The sequence below is a fragment of the Citreimonas sp. genome (assembly GCF_042096055.1).
Taxonomy (GTDB): domain Bacteria; phylum Pseudomonadota; class Alphaproteobacteria; order Rhodobacterales; family Rhodobacteraceae; genus Citreimonas.
The window spans coordinates 1-19,484 of the sequence record NZ_JBELMH010000069.1 but is presented as its reverse complement, the minus strand read 5'-3'; the positions used below and the strand labels follow the sequence as shown (position 1 = coordinate 19,484).

Below are 19,484 nucleotides of genomic sequence, written 5' to 3'. Positions count from 1 at the left end.
AAGAACATGTCGCCCATGTCGGCCGAGGCCACCGTGGTGCGCAACTACCTCGACTGGATGCTGTCGATCCCGTGGGGCGTGAAGTCCCGCGTCAAGAAGGACCTGGGCCGCGCCCAGACCATCCTCGACGAGGATCACTACAGCCTCGACAAGGTCAAGGAGCGCATCGTCGAGTATCTCGCCGTGCAGGCGCGCTCGAAGAAGCTGAAGGGCCCGATCATGTGCCTCGTCGGCCCTCCGGGCGTCGGCAAGACCTCGCTCGGCAAGTCGATGGCGAAGGCCACGGGACGCGAGTTCATCCGTATCTCGCTCGGCGGCGTGCGTGACGAATCCGAGATCCGCGGCCACCGCCGGACCTATATCGGCTCGATGCCGGGCAAGATCATTCAGGCGCTGAAGAAGGCCAAGACCTCGAACCCGCTGATCCTGCTCGACGAGATCGACAAGATGGGCCAGGACTTCCGCGGCGACCCGGCGAGCGCGATGCTCGAGGTACTCGACCCCGAGCAGAACGGCACCTTCGTCGATCACTACCTCGAGGTGGAATACGACCTGAGCAACGTGATGTTCGTGACGACCGCGAACAGCTACAACATGCCCGGGCCGCTGCTCGACCGGATGGAGATCATTCCGCTGTCGGGCTACACCGAGGACGAGAAGCTCGAGATCGCCAAGCGGCACCTGCTCGACAAGCAGGTGAAGGCGCACGGCCTGAAGAAGACCGAGTTCTCGATCACCGACGAGGCGCTGACCAACGTGATCCGCTACTACACCCGCGAGGCGGGCGTGCGGAACCTCGAGCGCGAGATCGCCAAGATCGCGCGCAAGGCGGTGACCAAGATCGTTAAGAAGGAGACCGACCGCGTCGAAGTGACGGGCGAGAATCTCGACGACTTCCTGGGCGTGCGCAAGCACCGCTACGGGCTGGCCGAGGACGAGAACCAGATCGGCGTCGTGACCGGGCTGGCCTACACCTCGGTGGGCGGCGACCTGCTGCAGATCGAGGCGCTGCGCCTGCCGGGCAAGGGCCGGATGAAGACCACCGGCAAGCTCGGCGACGTGATGAAGGAATCGATCGACGCGGCCACCAGCTACGTGCGGTCGATCGCGCCGCAGATCGGGGTGAAGCCGCCGTCGTTCGACAAGCTGGACATCCACGTCCACGTGCCGGACGGCGCTACGCCCAAGGACGGACCCTCGGCGGGTCTGGCGATGGTCACGTCCATCGTGTCGGTGCTGACGCGCATCCCGGTGCGCAAGGACATCGCCATGACGGGCGAGGTGACGCTGCGCGGCAACGCCAGCGCCATTGGCGGCCTGAAGGAGAAGCTGCTCGCTGCGCTGCGCGGCGGGATCACCACCGTCCTCATCCCCGAGGAGAACGAGAAAGATCTGGCCGACCTGCCCGACAACGTGAAGCAAGGTCTGAAGATCATCCCGGTCAAGCACGTCTCCGAAGTGCTGGAACTGGCGCTGGTCTCGAAGCCCGAGCCGATCGAGTGGGACGAGGCGGCCGAAGAGGCCGCCGCAGCCCAGCGGTTGCAGGGCGAGGACACGGCCACCGGCGCCCGCGCCCACTGAGGCGCGGCACCGGAACGAACCTTCAGGCGCGCGGCTTCGGTCGCGCGCTTTTTCATTGGCGTCGGCGCGTCGAGGCCGTGCGGAAATTCGGCCGAAAAACGGCCAATCGGCCTCTTGCGCATGGCAGGTCGGGGCGGTATCTAGCGCGCCATCGGGTGATTAGCTCAGTGGTAGAGCGCTTCGTTCACATCGAAGATGTCGGGGGTTCAAATCCCTCATCACCCACCATTTTCCCCTTCTTCGGCACAATCTCCGGCGCGATTTCAGCGTTGGCGAGGCGCGCACACCGGACGCAGGCGCACCGCGATGGCTTCCCGCAGGCGCGCGGCCCGAGCGACCGGCCGACGTCTCTATATTGATAATTTTCAGATGCTTGCTGCCGTCAGCTCAGGCCGGAGGGCTGCGCTGGTGGGTGATGACGGACTCGAACCGCCGACATCTTCGGTGTAAACGAAGCGCTCTACCAACTGAGCTAATCACCCGTGCGCGGCGTGCTTAGCGCCCCGCGGCCGGTCGCGCAAGGGTGCGCGCAGCATCCGGGTTGCCCCCACGGCGCAGGCGTCTAAGTTGATATCAGATTAACAGTAACGCCACGTACGGAGCCCGAGACCCATGATCACCAAAGCGTTTCTCGCCGCCGCCGGCCTGTCCGCCGGTCTCGCCACCGCCGCCCAGGCGGACATCACCGTCTCGTCCAAGATCGACACCGAGGGCGGCCTGCTGGGCAACATGATCGCGTTGGCGCTGGAAGATGCCGGGCTGCCGGTCACGCGCCGTCTGCAGCTGGGCGGCACGCAGGTCGTGCGCGAGGCGCTGCTTGCGGGTCAGATCGACATCTACCCCGAATATACCGGCAACGCCGCGTTCTTCTTCAACGAGGCCGACAGCGACGTCTGGAAGAACGCGGACGAGGCGCTGGCGCGCGCGCGCGAACTCGACGCCGAGGCCAACGACATCGTCTGGCTCGATTCCGCGCCGGCCAACAACACCTGGGCGATCGCCGTGACCGGCCCGGTAGCTGAGGAAGGTGGGCTCGAGACGATGACCGATTTCGGCGAGTGGGTCGCCGGGGGCGGCGAGGTCAAGCTGGCTGCGTCGACCGAGTTCGTGTCCTCGCCCGCGGTGCTTCCGGCAATGGAGGAGACCTACGGCTTCGATCTGGGCGAGGATCAGACCGTGATCCTGTCGGGCGGCGACACGGCTGCGACGATCCAGGCGGCCGCGCGCGGCACCTCGGGCGTCAACGCGGCGATGGTGTACGGCACCGACGGCGGCGTGGGCGCCACCGGGCTGGTGGTGATGGCCGACGACAAGGGCGTGCAGCCGGTCTACGAGCCGACGCCGATCGTGCGCGCCGAGGTGCTTGAGGAATACCCCTCGATCCCGGACGTGCTGAACCCGATCTTCTCGGGGCTCGACATGCAGACGCTGCAGCAGCTGAACGGCCGCATCCAGGTCGGCGGTGAGCCGGCGGCCGCCGTGGCGCGGGATTACCTGACGCAGACCGGGGTGCTGGACTGATCGCGGCCCAGGGCGCGGTCGCGGGCGCCGCCAGCGGCGCGCTTCGGGGGCTGTCGCCCCCGGGCGTGCTGTTCGCGGTGCTCGGGCTGATCGCTCTGGCGCTGCCCTTCGCCACGCTGCGCGCCAACCGCATTGTCGCGGGCGACGGCGTTCCGCTGTGGAACGCCGCCGGCCCGGTGGTGGTGGCGGTCGCGCTGGCGGCGATGCTGGCCGGGCTGGCGCTCGGCGTGCAGGCGGCGCGGCCCTGGGCGCGGCTGGGCGGCAGCCTGCTGGGCCTCGCGGGGCTGCTGTTCGTAATGGCGCAAGGGGCGGGCGGCCTGCTTGCGGATGCGGGCGATCTGGCGCGCGTTTCGCCCGCGGCGGGCTTTTGGTGCCTGCTTCTGGTCTTCATGATGCTGATGGCCGACGCGCTGTCGACGCTGCGGCCGGGACCGAAGATGCGGCTGGTGCTGCTGGCGGCGGTGCTGGCCGCGCTGGCGGCGATCCTGGCCTCGGGCGCGCTGTCCGAGCTGTCGATCATGCAGGAATACCGCGCCCGCGCCGCCGGCTTCCGGACCGCCGCGATGCGGCACGTGGCGCTGGCCTTCGGCTCGCTGGCCGCGGCGGCGGCGATCGGCTTTCCGCTGGGCATCCTGTGCCACCGCAACGCGCGGCTGCGCGGCGGCGCGATCCCGGTGCTGAGCTTCCTGCAGACGATCCCGTCGCTGGCGATGTTCGGCATCATGATCCCGGTGCTGGCCTGGGTCGCGGCGACCGTGCCGGCGGCGGCTGCCATCGGCATCGCGGGCATCGGCTTTGCCCCGGCGTTCCTGGCGCTGCTGCTCTATTCCCTGCTGCCGGTCGTCGCCAACACGGTGGCGGGCCTCAACGCCACGCCCCCCGCCGCGGTTGAGGCGGCGCGCGGCATGGGGATGACCAACACGCAACGCCTGTGGGGGATCGAGCTGCCGCTGGCGCTGCCGGTGATCCTGGCGGGCCTGCGCATCGTGCTGGTGCAGAACGTCGGGCTGGCGGTGATCGCCGGGCTGATCGGCGGCGGGGGCTTCGGCACCTTCGTCTTCCAGGGCCTGAACCAGACCGCGACCGACCTGATCCTGCTGGGCGCGGTGCCGACGGTCGTGCTGGCGCTGGTCTCGGCCATCGTGATGGACATCCTGGTGGACTTCGCCCGCCGCACCCCCAAGCGAGAGAATTCATGATCGAGATCGACCGCATCACCAAGGTCTACGGCACCACCACGGTCGTCGACTCGGTATCCATGACCATCGAGACCGGCTCGATCACCGTGATCGTGGGCACGTCGGGCTCCGGCAAGACGACGCTGCTGCGCATGATCAACCGCCTGGTCGAGCCGACTTCGGGCAGCGTGCGCATCAACGGCGAGGCGACGGCCGACATCGCGCCGCATCTGCTGCGCCGGCGCATCGGATACGCGATCCAGGGTCACGGGTTGTTCCCGCATCACAGCGTCGGGCGCAACATCGCCGCCGTGCCGCGCCTGCTGGGCTGGCCCAAGGACAAGATCGCTGCGCGGGTGGACGAATTGCTGGAACTGTTCGGCATGGACCCCGCTGCCTTTCGCGACCGCTACCCGGCCGAGCTGTCGGGCGGGCAGCAGCAGCGCGTGGGCGTGGCGCGCGCGCTCGCCTCGCGCCCCGACCTGCTGCTGATGGACGAGCCGTTCGGCGCGCTCGACCCGATCATCCGCGCCCGCGCGCAGGCGGATCTGCGCGAGATCCAGCAGAAGCTCGGCTCGACCATCGTGCTGGTGACCCACGACATGGAAGAGGCGATCCGCCTCGCCGACCGCGTGGGCGTGATGGACGCCGGCCAGCTGGTCCAGCACGGTCCGCCCGAGGAAATCGTCGCCCGGCCCGCCAACGGTTTCGTCGCCGAGATGGTGGGCGACGCGGAACGCCCCATGCGCCTGCTGTCGCTGATCCCGGTGCGCAAGCTGGTCGAGGACGGCGAGGCGCCGGGCGATCCGGTGCTGGACACGGCCAGCCTGCGCGACGCGCTGTCGGAATGTCTCTGGACTGGGCGCGAGGCGCTGCCGGTCACGCGCGACGGCGCCATCGTCGGCCGCGTGACGCTCGACGCGATCCGCGCCCGCGTCGAACGCCACGCATGAGGGCGGGGGCGATCCTGCGCGCGGCGCTGGCGCTGCTGCTGGTCGCCCTCGTGGTGTGGCCGCAGGCCTTCGCGCCGGTCTTCGCACCCTTCGCGCCCGAGGGCGGTCCGGTGATCTACGACCGCGTGTCGCTGCTGTCGCTGTCGCTGAACCACCTGCTGCTGGTGGCTGCGGCCTCGGCTCTGGCGACGGTGGTGGCGGTGACGCTGGCGATCGCGGTGACGCGGCCCGCCGGCGCCGCGTTCCGCCCGCTGTCGCGCACCATCACCAATGTCGGGCAGACCTTCCCGCCGGTCGCGGTGCTTGCGCTGGCGGTGCCGGTGCTGGGCTTTGGCGCGGGGCCGACGCTGGTGGCGCTGTTCCTCTACGGCCTGTTGCCGATCTTCGAGAACGCGATGACCGCCCTGTCGACCCTGCCGCCGCGCACGATGGAGGCCGCGCGCGGCATGGGGATGGGCCGGGTCCAGCGTCTGTGGCAGGTCGAACTGCCGCTGGCCGCCCCCGTGATCCTGGCGGGCATCCGCCTGTCGGTGGTGATCGCGCTGGGGACCGCGACCATCGGCTCGACGGTTGCGGCGCGCACGCTGGGCGAGGTGATCATCGCGGGGCTGCTGACCAACAACACCGCCTTCGTGCTGCAGGGTGGCCTGATCGTCGGGTTGTTCGCGGTGCTGATCTACGACGCGCTGACGCTGCTCGAGGCGCGCATCGCCCGGCGCGCCGGCGCGCGGGGGGCCTGAGCGGCGGTCAGGACGACCGGCACAAGGGTTGTCGAGAACCCGCATGTCGCGCATCCTGAACTTGAGTTAAACGCAAAGGGAGAGTGACGCGATGACTTCGAGATGGATGACCATGGCCTTGGCGGGCCTGATCGCGGGTCCCGCACTCGCCCAGCAGGCGGCGGACGCGGTGACGACCGAGGGCACCGCCTCCGGCGTGATCGAGGGTCTGAGCGCCGAGGCGCAGCAGGCGGTCGAGGCGAAACTGGCGGGCGAGCCGGTCACGGCCCAGGACTGGATGGTCGCCGCGGCGAACCCGCTGGCGGTCGAGGCCGGCGCCGAGGTGCTGCGCGCGGGCGGCACCGCCGCCGACGCCATGGTCGCCGTGCAGACCGTGCTGGGGCTGGTCGAGCCGCAAAGCTCGGGCCTCGGCGGCGGCGCGTTCCTTGTCTGGTACGACGCCGAAAGCGGCGAGGTCACCACGCTCGACGGGCGCGAAACCGCGCCGATGGAGGCGACGCCCACCTACTTCCAGGACGAGAACGGCGAGCCGCTGTCGTTTTGGGACGCCGTCGTGGGCGGACGCTCCGTCGGCACGCCGGGCACGCCTGCGCTGCTGGAAGAGGCGCATGCCCGCTGGGGCAACCAGGAGTGGGCGGGGCTGTTCGACCGTGCCATCGCGCTGGCCGAGGACGGCTTCACCGTGTCGCCGCGCCTCGCCGGGCTGGTCGCCGAGGAACCCGAGGACCGGCTGCCGCGCTTCGACGCGACGGCGGCGTATTTCTACCCGGGCGGAGAGCCCATCGCCGAGGGCGACACCCTGACCAACCAGGCCTATGCCGACGTGCTGCGCGCCATGGCCGCCGACGGCGCGACCGCGTTCTACTCCGGCCCCGTGGCGCAGGCGATCGTCGACGTGGTGCGCCTGAACGGCGGGCTTCTCAGCATCGAGGATTTCGCCACCTACGACGTGATCCAACGCAACGCGGTCTGCGTGCCCTACCGCGACGCGGATGTCTGCGGCATGGGCCCGCCGTCGTCGGGTGCGCTGACCGTGGGGCAGATCCTGGGGATGCTCGAAGAATTCGACCTCGCCGCGATGGGCACGGACAGCGCCGAGGCCTGGACGCTGATCGGCGACGCCTCGCGCCTCGCCTTCGCGGACCGGGGTCGGTACATGGCCGACAGCGACTTCGTGCCGATGCCGACCAAGGGACTGGTGGCCGAGGATTACCTGTCGATGCGCGCGGGCATGCTGGACCCGAGCACGGCGCTGGAAACCGTCGAGCCGGGCGAGCCCGCCTGGGACCACGCGATGCTGCTGGGTGACGACGTCTCGCTGGAACTCCCTTCGACCTCGCACATCTCGATCGTCGACGGGATGGGCAACGCGCTGTCGATGACCACCACGATCGAGAACGGCTTCGGCTCGCGCCTGTTCGTGCAGGGCTTCCTGCTCAACAACGAGCTGACGGACTTCTCCTTCGCCACGCACGAGGACGGACGCCCGATCGCCAACCGGGTCGAGCCGGGCAAGCGGCCGCGCTCGTCCATGGCGCCCACGATCGTGATGCGGGACGGTGCGCCGCTGCTGGTCATCGGCTCGCCCGGGGGCAGCCGGATCATCGGCTACGTGACGCAGGGCATCGTGAATTACCTCGACTGGGGCATGGACCCGCAGCAGGCGGCGGCCGCGCCGCACCTGGTCAACCGCTTCGGCACCTTCGACATCGAGCAGGGCACCAGCGCGGCGGACCTGGAAGGACCGCTACAGGAGGCGGGCTTCGAGACCGAGCTGCGAGACCTGACCAGCGGGCTGCACATCATCGCGCTCGAGGACGGCCAGCTGGTCGGCGGCGCCGACCCGCGGCGCGAAGGCATCGCGCTGGGGGAATGACGCGTCCCGCGCGCGCCCGGCCATCGCGGGCGCGCGCGGCTTCCGCCTTCCTGCAAGAAAAGCGGCCACGAAATCACGATAGAGTTTCGATTCACCGCCGGCGCAGGTAGGCGAACGAGACGTAGCCGCGCAGGCCGCGCGCGCGCTCCATCGCCACCTCGCACCAGCGCGTGCCACCGGTCTGGGTGCAGTCGTAGACCCGCACCAGCGTCCCGTTTGGAAAGCCCGCGATGACGATGAAGCCGGTGCCCGGCCCGGCGCGCAGCTTCAGCAGGTCGTCCTCGGCCACGCCGTAGACCTCGTATCGCCCCGATTGCGCGGCCGCCGGGGATGCGGTCGCGACGATCAGCGACGCCGCCACCGCCGCGCCCGCGAAGAATGCCTTGTGCATGTGGTCATCCATTGTCTGCTTCTGCCTCGATGCGCAGAGTATCGGGACGGACGCGGAAGGGAACCCCGCACGCCCCGTCACCGGGACCGGAAGCGGCGGCTTCGCGATCGGGCGGTCGGTCGCGACGGATCGCCCTGCGCCCGCTCGCGCCAGAAGACGTAGAGACCCGAGGCGAGGATGATCGCGACGCCGACCCAGGTCCAGAGGTCCGGAAAATCACCGAAGACGACATAGCCGGCCGCCGTCGCGCCGATGATCTCGAGATACTGGAACGGCGCGAGCGTGCCGGCCTCGACCCGGCGGAAGGCCTCGGCGATCAGCACGAAGCTGGTGGCGGCGAAACCGCCTGCGCCCAGGATCGCAGCCCAGCCCCAGGCGGGCAGGCGGTCGAGCGCCGGCTCGACGAGGCCCGCGGCGGACGCCGCGAGCAGGATCGCGCCCATGCCGAGGCAGGCGTAGAAGGTCGCGCCGCACTGGATGGTCAGCCCCGACCGCGCGCCCGAGGCACGTCGCAGCACGATCATGTTGAGCGCGTAGGCCAGCGCCGCCAGCAGCGGCAGCGCGGCCGCGGGGCCGAGGCCCCCGCCGGGGCGGATCACGATCATCGCGCCCAGCAGGCCCACGGCGACGGCGATCAACCGGCGCGGGCCCACGCGCTCGCCCAGAAGCGGGGCGGCCAGCGCTGTCAGGATCAGCGGCTCGACGAAGAAGATGGCGATGGCGGTGGCGATGGGCATGACCGAGAAGGCGCCGATCAGGCAGCCGAGCGTCACCATGACCAGCCCGCCCGACAGCGCCACGACCGGAGAGAACATCGACCCGCGCAGGCGCCGCCGCAGCAGCAGCGCCGCGGGGACGAGGCACAGCCCCTGGGCCACGAGCCGGGCGAAGGTCACCTCGATCGGGTGCATCGAGCCGGTCAGCAGCTTGGCGAAGGCGTCGCCGATCGGCAGCAGCAGCATGGCGAGCGCCATCAGCCCCATGCCGACGGCGTTCTCGGAAAGTCCGGTGTTCGGGGCAGTCTGGCGCATGGTTCACCTCTCGCGCAGGCCCGCCGCGGGGCGGGGCGACGTCCGGGCGTTCAGGACGATGCGGGATCAAGGATGCAGGGGTGCGACGCCATCGCGCCCCGCTTGTCCTGCCTTAGGGTTGCGGCCGCGGCCTGTCAAACCGGGGGGCGAGCCGCTCGAGCTTTCGCATCCGCATCCGCATGCGGGACGGCGGGACCCTGAACCGCTGTGCCGGGGGATGCGTTGTGGCCCCGAGGTGCCCGGCTTGCAGGGGCAAGGCGGGATGCGCATTATCCCGGGCGCCGACGGGCAGGGCAGGGCAGCAGCGAAAGGACCGCGACATGAAACCGACGAGCCTGGCGATGGCGTTCCTGCTCGGGCTGCTGGTGGCGGCTGGCCTGTTCCTGCTGCGCTCCGTGCCGGAACCCGTCGCCCCGCGCGTGATCACCCCGCGCGGCGAGCTGGCGCCGCAGGAAGAGACCGTCATCGCGCTGTTCGAGGCGGCGCGCGGGTCGGTCGTGTCGATCACCACCGAAGAGCGCGTGCTCGACCCCTGGACGCGTCGCGCGGTCGACGTGCCGCGGGGCACGGGCTCGGGCTTCGTGTGGGACGCGCAGGGGCACATCGTGACCAACGCGCACGTGGTCCGGGGCGCATCGGGCGCGCGCGTGCGGCTGGCGGACGGGCGGCAGGTGGCGGCCTCGCTGGTGGGCGCGGCGCCACGGCACGATCTGGCGGTGCTGCGCATCGACACGCGCGCGGACCCGCCGGCGCCGCTGCCCGTGGGCGAAAGCGAGGGGCTGCGCGTCGGCCAGTCGGTGCTGGCGATCGGTAATCCGTTCGGGCTCGACTGGACGCTGACGACCGGCATCGTCTCGGCGCTCGACCGCGAGATCCCCAGCGAGAGCGGCACGATCCAGGGCCTGATCCAGACCGACGCGGCGATCAACCCCGGCAATTCGGGCGGACCTTTGATCGACAGCGCGGGTCGCCTGATCGGGGTCAACACCGCGATCTTCAGCCCCTCGGGCAGCAGCGCGGGGATCGGATTCGCGGTGCCGGTGGACGTGGTGAACCGCGTGGTGCCGCAGCTGATCCGGACCGGCCGCTATCGCCCGCCGGTGCTGGGCGTGGTGCACGACGAGCGCATCACCGAACTGGCGCGGCGCCGCGGCATCGAGGGCGTGCTGGTCCTGGGCGTCGAACCGGGCAGCCCGGCGGCACAGGCCGGCCTGCGCGCGGCTCGGCAGGACGCGTCGGGGGGCCTTGTGCCGATGGACACGATCCGCGCGGTGGACGGGCGGCGCGTGGCAAGCTCGGCCGATCTGCGCGACGCTTTGGAAGAGCACGCGCCGGGTGACGAGGTGACGCTGACGGTCCGGCGCGACGGCGACGATGTCGAGATCGACGTGGTCCTCGGCGCGCCGCAGCCCTAGAGGGACCGACCGCGGGCATTGCACAGGCGGGCCGGGCTGGCCTATGCCCGTTCGCGCGTCGCCTGGTCTGATACCGCAAGATCGGCGCTCGGGGCCACCGTGCGCCGTCACGTTGACAAGGCGCGGCACCGGCGAAATTATTTTCGCGCGTAAAGGTCCGGAGGCGGGGCCGCAACGACGAGGAGGGGCGATGGGGCAGGAACGCGTTCGCACGATGGAGGAGCTGGCGTCGCTCAGCGGCATCTCGCGTCCCACGTTGTCGAAGTTCTTCAACGACCCGAATTCGGTGCGCTCGTCGACGCGTGCGCGGATCGAGGCGGCGCTCGAGCGCTACGACTACGTCCCGAACGTCTACGCGATCAACCAGAACCGGCACCTGACGCGCAACATCGGCATCGTCGTCCCGTTCCTGGCCGACCCGTTCTTCGCCGAGGTCGCGCGCAACTTGGAACTGCTCTGCAGCGGCGCGGGCTACAACCCGATCCTGCTGAGCTCGCACGGCGATCCGGACCGCGAGGTGGCCAACCTCGACAGCCTCCGGGGCATTCGCCCGGCCGGGGTGCTGCTTGCCCCGATCGGGCGGCGGTCGCATCGCGACGCGCTTGACGCGTTCTGCGGCGACGTGCCGACCGTGCTGTTCGACTGCGACGTGGCCGGCGTGGGCGATGCGATGTTCGGCACGGACCACTTCCAGAGCACGGCGATGATCGTCGATTACCTCGCCCGCACCGGCGAGCCGCCCGCGCTGTTCGAGATGCGCGACGCGCCCAACCCCAACGCCAACAAGCGGCGCGACGCCTACGAAGCCGCCATGCGCCGGCTGGGGCACGAGCCGATGGTGCTGGCGGTCGACGGGACCGGCTGGGCGTTCGAGGAGATCGCGCACCGCGAGGGCGGCCGACTGATCGCGGAGCAGGGCCTGCCGACCAACACCGTGCTGTGCAGCAACGACCGCCTGGCCATCGGGTTTCTGGCGGCCGCCTACGAAAGCGGGTACCGCGTCGGCATCGGCGAAGGCCACGCCCTGCGCGTCGCCGGGCACGACGATCACCCGTTCTCGCGCTTCACCTGCCCGTCGCTGACGACCGTGTCGCAGGACTACGATCAGATCGCAGGGCGCAGCCTGGACATGCTGCTGTCGATCGTCGCCGAGGGCGCGCGACCGGCGGCCAAGGTGCAGACGCTGTTCGAGGCGTCGCTGGTGATGCGCGCCTCGGCATAAATTAACGCGCGTAAAGAATAATATTGACGCGAATCTGTGCAGTGCCGTATCGATTCTGGCATCATCGAATCTCAGGGAGGAATTCCGATGCCATTGAAGCGCGTTCTCGGCGCCACCACGGCGCTGTCCCTCGTCACGGGCGCGGCCCTTGCGCAGGACACCACGATCACCATTGCCACCGTGAACAACGGCGACATGATCCGCATGCAGGGTTACACGGACCGGTTCACCGAAGAGACCGGCATCGGGGTCGACTGGGTCACGCTGGAAGAGAACGTGCTGCGCCAGCGCGTCACCACCGACATCACCACGAATGGCGGCCAGTTCGACATCATGACCATCGGCATGTACGAAACGCCGATCTGGGGTGCCAACGGCTGGCTCGTGCCGCTCGACGACCTGTCGGAGGAATACGACGCCGCGGACATCCTGCCGGCGATGCGCGACGGCCTCAGCCACGACGGCACCCTCTACGCCGCACCGTTCTACGGCGAAAGCTCGATGATCATGTACCGCACCGACCTGATGGAGCAGGCCGGGCTCGAGATGCCCGAGGCGCCGACCTGGGGCTTCATCCGCGAAGCCGCCGCCGCGATGGACAACGACGCGGAAGACATCAACGGCATCTGCCTGCGCGGCAAGGCCGGCTGGGGCGAGGGCGGTGCGCTGATCACCGCGACCGCGAACTCGTTCGGCGCGCGCTGGTTCGACGAGGACTGGACCCCGCAGTTCGACCAGCCCGAGTGGGAAGAGGCGCTGACCTTCGTCACCAACCTGATGAACGATTACGGCCCCGCGGGCTACGCCACCAACGGCTTCAACGAGAACCTGTCGCTGTTCCAGCAGGGCAAGTGCGGCATGTGGATCGACGCGACCGTCGCCGCGTCTTTCGTGACCGACCCGGACGAATCCGAGGTCGCCGACAGCGTGGGCTTCGCGCTGGCACCGAACGCCGAGGGCGTCGAAAAGCGCGCCAACTGGCTGTGGGCCTGGGCACTGGGCATCCCCGCCGGCACGCAGAAGGCTGACGCCGCCAAGCAGTTCATCGAATGGGCGACCTCGAAGGAATACATCGAGCTCGTCGCCGAGAACGAGGGCTGGGCCAACGTGCCTCCGGGCGCGCGCACATCGCTCTACGAGACGCCGGAATATCAGGACGTGCCGTTCGCACGCATGACGCTTGAATCGATCCGCGCGGCCGATCCGACCCAGCCGACCGTCGACCCGGTCCCCTACGTGGGCATCCAGTTCGTCGCGATCCCCGAGTTCGCCGGCATCGCCACGCAGGTGAGCCAGGAGTTCTCCGCCGTCTATGCCGGCCAGCAATCCGTCGAGGAAGCGCTGGAGAAGGCACAGGCGATCACCACCGAGGAAATGGAAGCCGCCGGCTACTGAGCCGGGCCTCCGGCGGGTGGCCTGCGGGCCGCCCGCCATCCCCTCGCCCCAGCGATCGTCGACAGAACAGGCCCTGCGCCTGACGCGAAAGGCTTTGCCTCATGGCCACCCAGCATTCCCGCTCTGCCGCGCGCCTGATGATGGCGCCCGCCGTGATCCTGCTTCTGGGCTGGATGCTGGTGCCGCTGACGCTGACGGTGTGGTTCTCGTTCCGCCAGTACCTGCCGCTGCGTGGCGGTGACCTCGGCTGGGCCGGATGGGAAAACTACGCCCGCTTCGTCACGTCGAGCGCGTTCTGGCCCAGCGTGCAGACCACGCTGGTGATCGTCGGCGGCGTCCTGATCATCACGGTGGTGCTGGGCATCCTGCTGGCGCTGCTTCTGGATCAGCCGATCTGGGGGCAGGGCGTCGTGCGGATCCTCGTGATCGCGCCCTTCTTCGTCATGCCGACCGTCTCGGCGCTGGTGTGGAAGAACATGTTCATGGACCCCACCAACGGGCTGCTCGCGCATCTGTGGCGGTTCTTCGGCGCCGAGCCCATCGCCTGGCTGAGCGAGGTGCCGACCACCTCGATCGTGATGATCGTCTCGTGGCAGTGGCTGCCCTTCGCGACGCTGATCCTGCTGACGGCGGTGCAGTCGCTGGACAGCGAGCAACTCGAAGCCGCCGAGATGGACGGCGCCACGCCGCTGTCACGGTTCTTCTACATCGTGCTGCCGCACCTGAGCCGCGCGATCACCATCGTGATCCTGATCCAGACGATCTTCCTGCTGTCGATCTTCGCCGAGATCTTCGTGACCACCGGCGGTGCCTTCGGCACCCGGACGCTGACCTACCTGATCTACCAGCGCGTCCTCGAAAGCCAGAACGTGGGCCTGGGCAGCGCGGGCGGCGTCTACGCCATCATCCTTGCCAACATCGTCGCCATCTTCCTGATGCGCATCGTCGGCAAGAACCTGGACAAGTGAGGCCCTGAGACATGGCACGCGCCGTCACCCCCCGCCGCAAGGCCCTGACCACTGCGCTTGCATGGATCATCGCCCTGCTGATCTTCTTCCCGATCCTCTGGACGATCCTCACCAGCTTCAAGACCGAGGCCGAGGCGGTCGCCGATCCGCCGCTGTTCCTGAACTTCAGCTGGACGCTCGAGAACTACGTCGTGGTGCAGGAGCGGTCGGACTACATGCGCTTCCTGTGGAACTCGGTCATCATCGCCGGCGGGTCGACCCTGCTGGGCGTCGCGGTCGGGGTGCCGGCGGCGTGGTCGATGGCCTTCGTGCCGGGGCGGCGAACCAAGGACATCCTGCTGTGGATGCTGTCGACCAAGATGCTGCCGGCGGTGGGCGTGCTGTATCCCATCTACCTGATCTGCATCCAGCTGGGCGTGCTGGACAACCGCGCGGCGCTGGTGGTGATCCTGATGCTGATCAACCTGCCGATCATCGTCTGGATGCTCTACACCTACTTCCGCGAGATCCCCGGCGAGATCCTCGAAGCGGCGCGCATGGACGGCGCAGGCCTGCGCGAGGAGATCTTCCACGTGCTCACGCCGATGGCCATTCCGGGCATCGCCTCGACCATCCTGCTGAACTTCATCCTTGCCTGGAACGAGGCGTTCTGGACGCTGAACCTGACGGCGGCCAACGCGGCGCCGCTGACCGCGTTCATCGCCAGCTATTCCAGCCCCGAGGGTCTGTTCTACGCCAAGCTCTCGGCGGCCTCGACCATGGCCATCGCGCCGATCCTCATCCTCGGCTGGTTCAGCCAGAAGCAACTCGTCCGCGGCCTCACCTTCGGCGCCGTCAAGTAACGCCGCCACGGCCACAGGAAAGGAACACCCCATGGGACAGATCAAGCTCGAGCAGGTGACCAAGAGCTTCGGCGACGTGAACGTCATCCCGCCGCTGGACCTGACGATCGAGGACGGCGAGTTCTGCGTCTTCGTCGGACCGTCGGGCTGCGGCAAGTCCACGCTGCTGCGCCTGATCGCGGGGCTCGAGGACATCACGTCGGGCGCGATCCTGATCGACGGCCATGACGCCTCGAACACGCCGCCGGCCAAGCGGGGCCTGGCGATGGTGTTCCAGTCCTACGCGCTTTACCCGCACATGAGCGTGCGCAAGAACATCGCCTTCCCGATGAAGATGGCCGGCGTGCCGCAGGACGAACAGGCCCGCCGGATCGACGCGGCCGCCAAGGCGCTGAACCTCACCGACTATCTCGACCGCCGGCCGGGCCAGCTGTCCGGCGGCCAGCGCCAGCGCGTCGCCATCGGCCGCGCCATCGTGCGCGAGCCGGCGGCCTTCCTCTTCGACGAGCCGCTCTCGAACCTCGACGCCGCGCTGCGCGTCGGCATGCGGATGGAGATCGGCGAGCTGCACAAGAAGCTGGCCACCACGATGATCTACGTCACCCACGACCAGGTCGAGGCGATGACCATGGCCGACAAGATCGTGGTGCTGCGCGCCGGCAACATCGAGCAGGTGGGCAGCCCGCTCGAGCTTTACCGCGCGCCGCGCAACCTGTTCGTCGCGGGCTTCATCGGCTCGCCCCGGATGAACCTGATCGAGGGCAACGCCGCCGCGCAGCACGGTGCGGCCACAATCGGCATCCGCCCCGAGCATCTCGACATCGTCGAGGGCGGCCCGTGGACCGGCACCGTGGGCGTGGCCGAACACCTCGGCTCGGATACGTTCCTTCACGTGCACGGCACCGGGCTGGCCGAGACGATCACCGTGCGCGCCACCGGCGAGGTCGGGCTGCGCCACGGCGACACCGTCTCGATGGCGCCGCGCGAGGACCAGATGCACCGCTTCGACAAAGCGGGCCTGCGGGTGGCGTGATGCGGCTGGACGGCAAGACGGCCCTGATCACCGGGGCGGCGCGCGGGATCGGGCTGGCCTTCGCGCGCGCCTACGCGGCGGAAGGCGCGCGCGTGGCGCTGGCGGATATCGACATCGCCCGTGCGCGCGACGCGGCCCAGAGGATCGAGGGCGCCATCGCGGTCGAGCTCGACGTGACGCGGCAGGACAGCATCGACACGGCGGTGGACCACGTTGTGGATGCGTTCGGCCGGATCGACATCCTGATCAACAACGCCGCCATCTTCACCGCCGCGCCGATCGCCGAGATCACGCGCGACGACTACGCGCGCGCCTTCGACGTCAACGTCTCGGGCACGCTGTTCACGCTGCAGGCGGTGGCGCGCCACATGATCGAGGCCGGCGTGCAGGGGCGGATCATCAACATGGCCAGCCAGGCGGGCCGGCGCGGAGAGCCGCTGGTCGCGGTCTACTGCGCGACCAAGGCCGCGGTGATCTCGCTCACGCAATCTGCCGGGCTGAACCTGATCCCGCACGGCATCACCGTGAACGCGATCGCGCCTGGCGTCGTGGACGGCGAGCACTGGGACGGCGTCGACGCGTTCTTCGCGAAGTACGAGGGCAAGGCGCCGGGCCAGAAGAAGGCCGAGGTCGGCGCCGCCGTGCCCTTCGGGCGCATGGGCGTGCCCGAGGACCTGACCGGCATGGCCGTGTTCCTGGCCAGCGACGAGGCCCGCTACATCGTCGCGCAAACCTACAACGTGGACGGCGGACAATGGATGAGCTGATGCCCAAGGACCCAACGCGGCTGAGCCGCGCCACGCTCGGCGATCTGCCGTCGGACGTCGCGCGCCCGCGCTACGGCGCGGCCGACCTGAGCCCCGGCATCGTGCATATCGGCGTCGGCAATTTCCACCGCGCGCATCAGGCGTGGTACCTGCACCGGCTGATGCAGGACGGCCTGGCGCACGACTGGGCCATCATCGGCGCCGGCGTCCGCCCCGGCGACGCTGCCATGCGCGAGCGGCTTCTGGCGCAGGATTGCCTGACCACGCTGATCGAGCTGGCCCCCGATGCGAGCCGCGCCGAGGTCTGCGGCTCGATGATCGACTTCGTGCAGGTCGAGGAAGACAACGCCGCGCTGATCGCCAGCATGGCCGATCCGGCCATCCGCATCGTGTCGCTGACGGTGACCGAGGGCGGGTACTACGTGAACGCCGCCACCGGCGCCTTCGACCCCGGGCATCCCGATATCGTCTTCGACGCCGCCAACCCGGACATTCCGCGCACCGCGTTCGGTGCCATCGTCGCCGCCCTGCGGCTGCGGCGCGACGCGGCTCACGGCCCGTTCACGGTGCAAAGCTGCGACAACCTGCGCGGCAACGGCGCGATCACGCGCGACGCGGTGGTGGGACTCGCCCGGCTGCAGGACGCGGCGCTCGCCGACTGGATCGCGGACCGGTGCACCTTCCCGAATTCGATGGTCGATTCCATCGTGCCCGCAACCGGCCCGGCCGAAATTTCGGCCGCGCGCGGCTTCGGCATCGACGACGCTGCACCCGTCACGCACGAGAATTTCCGCCAATGGGTGATCGAGGACGCGTTCTGCGCCGGCCGCCCGGATTGGGACCGCGTCGGCGCGACCTTCACCGACGACGTGCACGCCTACGAGGCGATGAAGATCCGCATCCTCAACGCCGGGCACCAGCTGCTGGCCAACGCGGGCGAGGTGCTGGGCGTCCAGACCATCGCCGACTGCATGGCGCATCCCGCGATCGCGCCGTTCTGGCGCAAGGTCGAGCAGGACGAGATCGTGCCGCATGTCGCCGCCGTGCCCGGCATGACGCCCGCCGGCTATGCGCGCCTGATCGAGACGCGCTTCGCCAACCCGGCGATCCGCGACACCACGCGGCGCGTCGCCTTCGACGGCTCCTCGCGGCATACAGGGTTCGTCCTGCCGATCCTGCGCGATGCGCTCGAGACCGGGGCCCCGCTCGACGGCCTCGCATTGGCCGAAGCCGCCTGGGCGCGCATGTGCGCCGGCACGCGCGAGGACGGATCGGTGATCGAACCGAACGATCCGTACTGGAACGACTTGCAGGCACAGGCGCTGGTCGCGCGCGAACGGCCCACGGCATGGCTGGAACAGGCCTCGATCTACGGGGACCTCGCTGGGTACGAACGCTTTGCCACCGCGTTCCAGCGCTGGCTGCGCCTGATCTGGGCCGAGGGCATGGAAGCGGCGCTTCGGGCCTATGTCGCCGGGCGCAACCCGGGCTAGGGTGGCCTGAACGCGGCGCCGACTGACCTGACGCGGTCAGGGGCGGTTGGCGGCGGACAAGGCCACAAGGGAGTGACGATGTACCTGGGCATCGACATCGGCACGTCCGGCGTGAAGGTCTGCGCGATCAACGGGTCCGGCGCCGTCGCGGCCACCGGCCACGCGCCGCTCGCGATCGCGCACCCCTTCGCCGAGGCCAGCGAACAGGATCCCGCGGCGTGGTGGGCGGCGGTCGTGACCGCGACCGGCCAGCTCGACCCTGCGACACGTGCGCGGGTGCGCGGCATTGGCCTGTCCGGGCAGATGCACGGTGCGGTCGTGCTGGACGCCGCGCACGCGCCGATCCGCCCGGCCATCCTGTGGAACGACGGCCGCGCGGTGGCGGAATGCGCCGAGATGGCCGAGTGCGTCCCACATATCGGACAGCTGACCGGCGCGCCGCCCATGCCCGGCTTCACCGCGCCAAAGCTGCTCTGGATGTCGCGCCACGAGCCACGGACCCACGCCCGCATCGCGCACGTGCTGTTGCCGAAGGATTACGTCGGCCTGCGTCTGCACGGGGAATGCGTCACCGACCCGTCGGACGCGGCCGGCAGCGGCTGGCTCGACCAGGCGACGCGCGCGTGGTCCTCCGAGATCTGCGGGATCAGCGCGACGGACGCGGCCTGGCTTCCCGACATCCGCCCCGGCACGGACATTGCCGGCAGGCTCCGGCCCGAGGCGGCGGACACGCTCGGCCTTGCCCGCGGCATCCCGGTGGCGACCGGGGCAGGGGACGCGGCCGCCGGCGCGGTTGGCCTCGGAGCCTGCGACGCCGGTGACGGTTTCCTGTCGCTCGGCACGTCGGGGCAGCTGTTCGTGACGACGGCCGATTACCGGCCGAACCCCGACAGCCTCGTGCACGCCTACGCGCACACGCTGGAGAGACGGTATTTCCAGATGGCGGCGATGCTGAACGGGGCGCGGCCGATGGCGTGGCTGGCCGACCTGCTGAACCGCCCCGTCGCCGCCCTGCTGGACGACGCCGCCGCGGCCGAGCCCGGCCCGCTGTTCCTGCCCTACCTGACCGGCGAGCGGA

The 19,484-nt window shown here is 69.7% G+C and carries 17 protein-coding genes and 2 tRNA genes; 16 read left to right on the top strand and 3 right to left on the bottom strand.

Going from position 1 to position 19,484, the window contains the following annotated elements; genetic code table 11:
- Together lon and ACFDTC_RS13985 are read left to right on the top strand one after the other, a co-directional pair.
- On the top strand, window positions 1-1,581 hold a 1,581-nt coding region (gene lon / locus ACFDTC_RS13990; protein ID WP_375259499.1), incomplete at its 5' end, for an endopeptidase La.
- 153 nt (window positions 1,582-1,734) lie between these two features.
- Window positions 1,735-1,809, top strand: a tRNA-Val gene (locus tag ACFDTC_RS13985).
- Between the two features lie 178 nt (window positions 1,810-1,987).
- On the opposite strand, the gene ACFDTC_RS13980 is transcribed toward ACFDTC_RS13985, so the two are convergent.
- Window positions 1,988-2,063, bottom strand: a tRNA-Val gene (locus ACFDTC_RS13980).
- A 130-nt stretch (window positions 2,064-2,193) separates the two neighbouring features.
- On the opposite strand from ACFDTC_RS13980, the gene ACFDTC_RS13975 reads away from it, so the two are divergent.
- The 5 genes from ACFDTC_RS13975 (at window position 2,194) to ggt (ending at window position 7,849) form a co-directional block, all read left to right on the top strand.
- Window positions 2,194-3,102 carry an ABC transporter substrate-binding protein gene (locus tag ACFDTC_RS13975; protein ID WP_375259498.1) on the top strand — a complete coding sequence of 303 codons (909 nt, stop codon included), beginning with the start codon at window positions 2,194-2,196 and terminating at the stop codon, window positions 3,100-3,102.
- Window positions 3,103-3,167: 65 nt separating this feature from the next.
- A complete protein-coding gene (locus ACFDTC_RS13970) occupies window positions 3,168-4,301 on the top strand; it encodes an ABC transporter permease (RefSeq protein ID WP_375259497.1) in 1,134 nt (377 codons plus the stop codon).
- The gene (locus ACFDTC_RS13965; RefSeq protein WP_375259496.1) at window positions 4,298-5,233 is read left to right on the top strand and encodes an ABC transporter ATP-binding protein; all 936 of its coding nucleotides are present in this window, start codon (window positions 4,298-4,300) and stop codon (window positions 5,231-5,233) included. Before ACFDTC_RS13970 ends, ACFDTC_RS13965 begins: the two co-directional genes overlap by 4 nt.
- Window positions 5,230-5,973, top strand: coding sequence for an ABC transporter permease (locus ACFDTC_RS13960; protein WP_375259495.1), 744 nt, complete (start codon window positions 5,230-5,232; stop codon window positions 5,971-5,973). The genes ACFDTC_RS13965 and ACFDTC_RS13960 overlap by 4 nt, the downstream gene beginning before the upstream one ends.
- Window positions 5,974-6,064: 91 nt before the next feature.
- The gene (gene ggt, locus ACFDTC_RS13955; RefSeq protein ID WP_375259494.1) at window positions 6,065-7,849 is read left to right on the top strand and encodes a gamma-glutamyltransferase; all 1,785 of its coding nucleotides are present in this window, start codon (window positions 6,065-6,067) and stop codon (window positions 7,847-7,849) included.
- Window positions 7,850-7,940: 91 nt separating this feature from the next.
- Here the strand turns inward: ggt and ACFDTC_RS13950 are convergent, their stop codons facing one another.
- Together ACFDTC_RS13950 and ACFDTC_RS13945 are read right to left on the bottom strand one after the other, a co-directional pair.
- On the bottom strand, window positions 7,941-8,240 hold the full coding sequence (locus ACFDTC_RS13950; protein WP_375259493.1) for an SH3 domain-containing protein: 300 nt from the start codon (window positions 8,238-8,240) through the stop codon (window positions 7,941-7,943).
- 77 nt (window positions 8,241-8,317) lie between these two features.
- Window positions 8,318-9,271 (bottom strand): DMT family transporter, encoded by a 954-nt coding sequence (locus tag ACFDTC_RS13945; protein ID WP_375259492.1) that lies wholly within the window; start codon window positions 9,269-9,271, stop codon window positions 8,318-8,320.
- 320 nt (window positions 9,272-9,591) lie between these two features.
- Here ACFDTC_RS13945 and ACFDTC_RS13940 point away from each other — a divergent pair, with 320 nt between their 5' ends.
- From ACFDTC_RS13940 to ACFDTC_RS13900, 9 genes are all read left to right on the top strand, one after another.
- The gene (locus tag ACFDTC_RS13940) at window positions 9,592-10,686 is read left to right on the top strand and encodes a S1C family serine protease (protein ID WP_375259491.1); all 1,095 of its coding nucleotides are present in this window, start codon (window positions 9,592-9,594) and stop codon (window positions 10,684-10,686) included.
- 190 nt (window positions 10,687-10,876) lie between these two features.
- Window positions 10,877-11,908, top strand: coding sequence for a LacI family DNA-binding transcriptional regulator (locus ACFDTC_RS13935; RefSeq protein ID WP_375259490.1), 1,032 nt, complete (start codon window positions 10,877-10,879; stop codon window positions 11,906-11,908).
- Between the two features lie 87 nt (window positions 11,909-11,995).
- The gene (locus tag ACFDTC_RS13930) at window positions 11,996-13,303 is read left to right on the top strand and encodes an ABC transporter substrate-binding protein (protein WP_375259489.1); all 1,308 of its coding nucleotides are present in this window, start codon (window positions 11,996-11,998) and stop codon (window positions 13,301-13,303) included.
- Between the two features lie 101 nt (window positions 13,304-13,404).
- Window positions 13,405-14,271, top strand: a complete 867-nt coding sequence (locus ACFDTC_RS13925) for a carbohydrate ABC transporter permease (RefSeq protein ID WP_375259488.1) — start codon at window positions 13,405-13,407, stop codon at window positions 14,269-14,271.
- Window positions 14,272-14,282: 11 nt separating this feature from the next.
- Window positions 14,283-15,113: a carbohydrate ABC transporter permease gene (locus ACFDTC_RS13920; protein ID WP_375259487.1), complete on the top strand. Its 831-nt coding sequence runs from the start codon at window positions 14,283-14,285 to the stop codon at window positions 15,111-15,113.
- Window positions 15,114-15,144: 31 nt separating this feature from the next.
- Window positions 15,145-16,146: an ABC transporter ATP-binding protein gene (locus ACFDTC_RS13915; RefSeq protein WP_375259486.1), complete on the top strand. Its 1,002-nt coding sequence runs from the start codon at window positions 15,145-15,147 to the stop codon at window positions 16,144-16,146.
- Window positions 16,143-16,913, top strand: a complete 771-nt coding sequence (locus tag ACFDTC_RS13910) for an L-iditol 2-dehydrogenase (RefSeq protein ID WP_375259485.1) — start codon at window positions 16,143-16,145, stop codon at window positions 16,911-16,913. The genes ACFDTC_RS13915 and ACFDTC_RS13910 overlap by 4 nt, the downstream gene beginning before the upstream one ends.
- Entirely contained in the window at window positions 16,913-18,406 is a 1,494-nt protein-coding gene (locus ACFDTC_RS13905; protein ID WP_375259484.1) for a mannitol dehydrogenase family protein, read from the top strand. The genes ACFDTC_RS13910 and ACFDTC_RS13905 overlap by 1 nt, the downstream gene beginning before the upstream one ends.
- A gap of 78 nt (window positions 18,407-18,484) precedes the next feature.
- Window positions 18,485-19,484 (top strand): FGGY family carbohydrate kinase (locus tag ACFDTC_RS13900; protein ID WP_375259483.1); only part of this gene is annotated, 1,000 nt, incomplete at its 3' end.

Excerpts from the sequence above, each read along its gene's own strand:
- ACFDTC_RS13915 (WP_375259486.1), top strand. The coding sequence starts at position 15,145 with ATGGGACAGATCAAGCTCGAGCAGGTGACCAAGAGCTTCGGCGACGTG.
- ACFDTC_RS13935 (WP_375259490.1), top strand. The coding sequence starts at position 10,877 with ATGGGGCAGGAACGCGTTCGCACGATGGAGGAGCTGGCGTCGCTCAGC.
- ACFDTC_RS13945 (WP_375259492.1), bottom strand. The coding sequence starts at position 9,271 with ATGCGCCAGACTGCCCCGAACACCGGACTTTCCGAGAACGCCGTCGGC.
- ACFDTC_RS13960 (WP_375259495.1), top strand. The coding sequence starts at position 5,230 with ATGAGGGCGGGGGCGATCCTGCGCGCGGCGCTGGCGCTGCTGCTGGTC.
- ACFDTC_RS13975 (WP_375259498.1), top strand. The coding sequence starts at position 2,194 with ATGATCACCAAAGCGTTTCTCGCCGCCGCCGGCCTGTCCGCCGGTCTC.
- ACFDTC_RS13950 (WP_375259493.1), bottom strand. The coding sequence starts at position 8,240 with ATGCACAAGGCATTCTTCGCGGGCGCGGCGGTGGCGGCGTCGCTGATC.
- ACFDTC_RS13965 (WP_375259496.1), top strand. The coding sequence starts at position 4,298 with ATGATCGAGATCGACCGCATCACCAAGGTCTACGGCACCACCACGGTC.
- ACFDTC_RS13930 (WP_375259489.1), top strand. The coding sequence starts at position 11,996 with ATGCCATTGAAGCGCGTTCTCGGCGCCACCACGGCGCTGTCCCTCGTC.
- ACFDTC_RS13925 (WP_375259488.1), top strand. The coding sequence starts at position 13,405 with ATGGCCACCCAGCATTCCCGCTCTGCCGCGCGCCTGATGATGGCGCCC.
- ggt (WP_375259494.1), top strand. The coding sequence starts at position 6,065 with ATGACTTCGAGATGGATGACCATGGCCTTGGCGGGCCTGATCGCGGGT.
- ACFDTC_RS13905 (WP_375259484.1), top strand. The coding sequence starts at position 16,913 with ATGCCCAAGGACCCAACGCGGCTGAGCCGCGCCACGCTCGGCGATCTG.
- ACFDTC_RS13920 (WP_375259487.1), top strand. The coding sequence starts at position 14,283 with ATGGCACGCGCCGTCACCCCCCGCCGCAAGGCCCTGACCACTGCGCTT.
- ACFDTC_RS13940 (WP_375259491.1), top strand. The coding sequence starts at position 9,592 with ATGAAACCGACGAGCCTGGCGATGGCGTTCCTGCTCGGGCTGCTGGTG.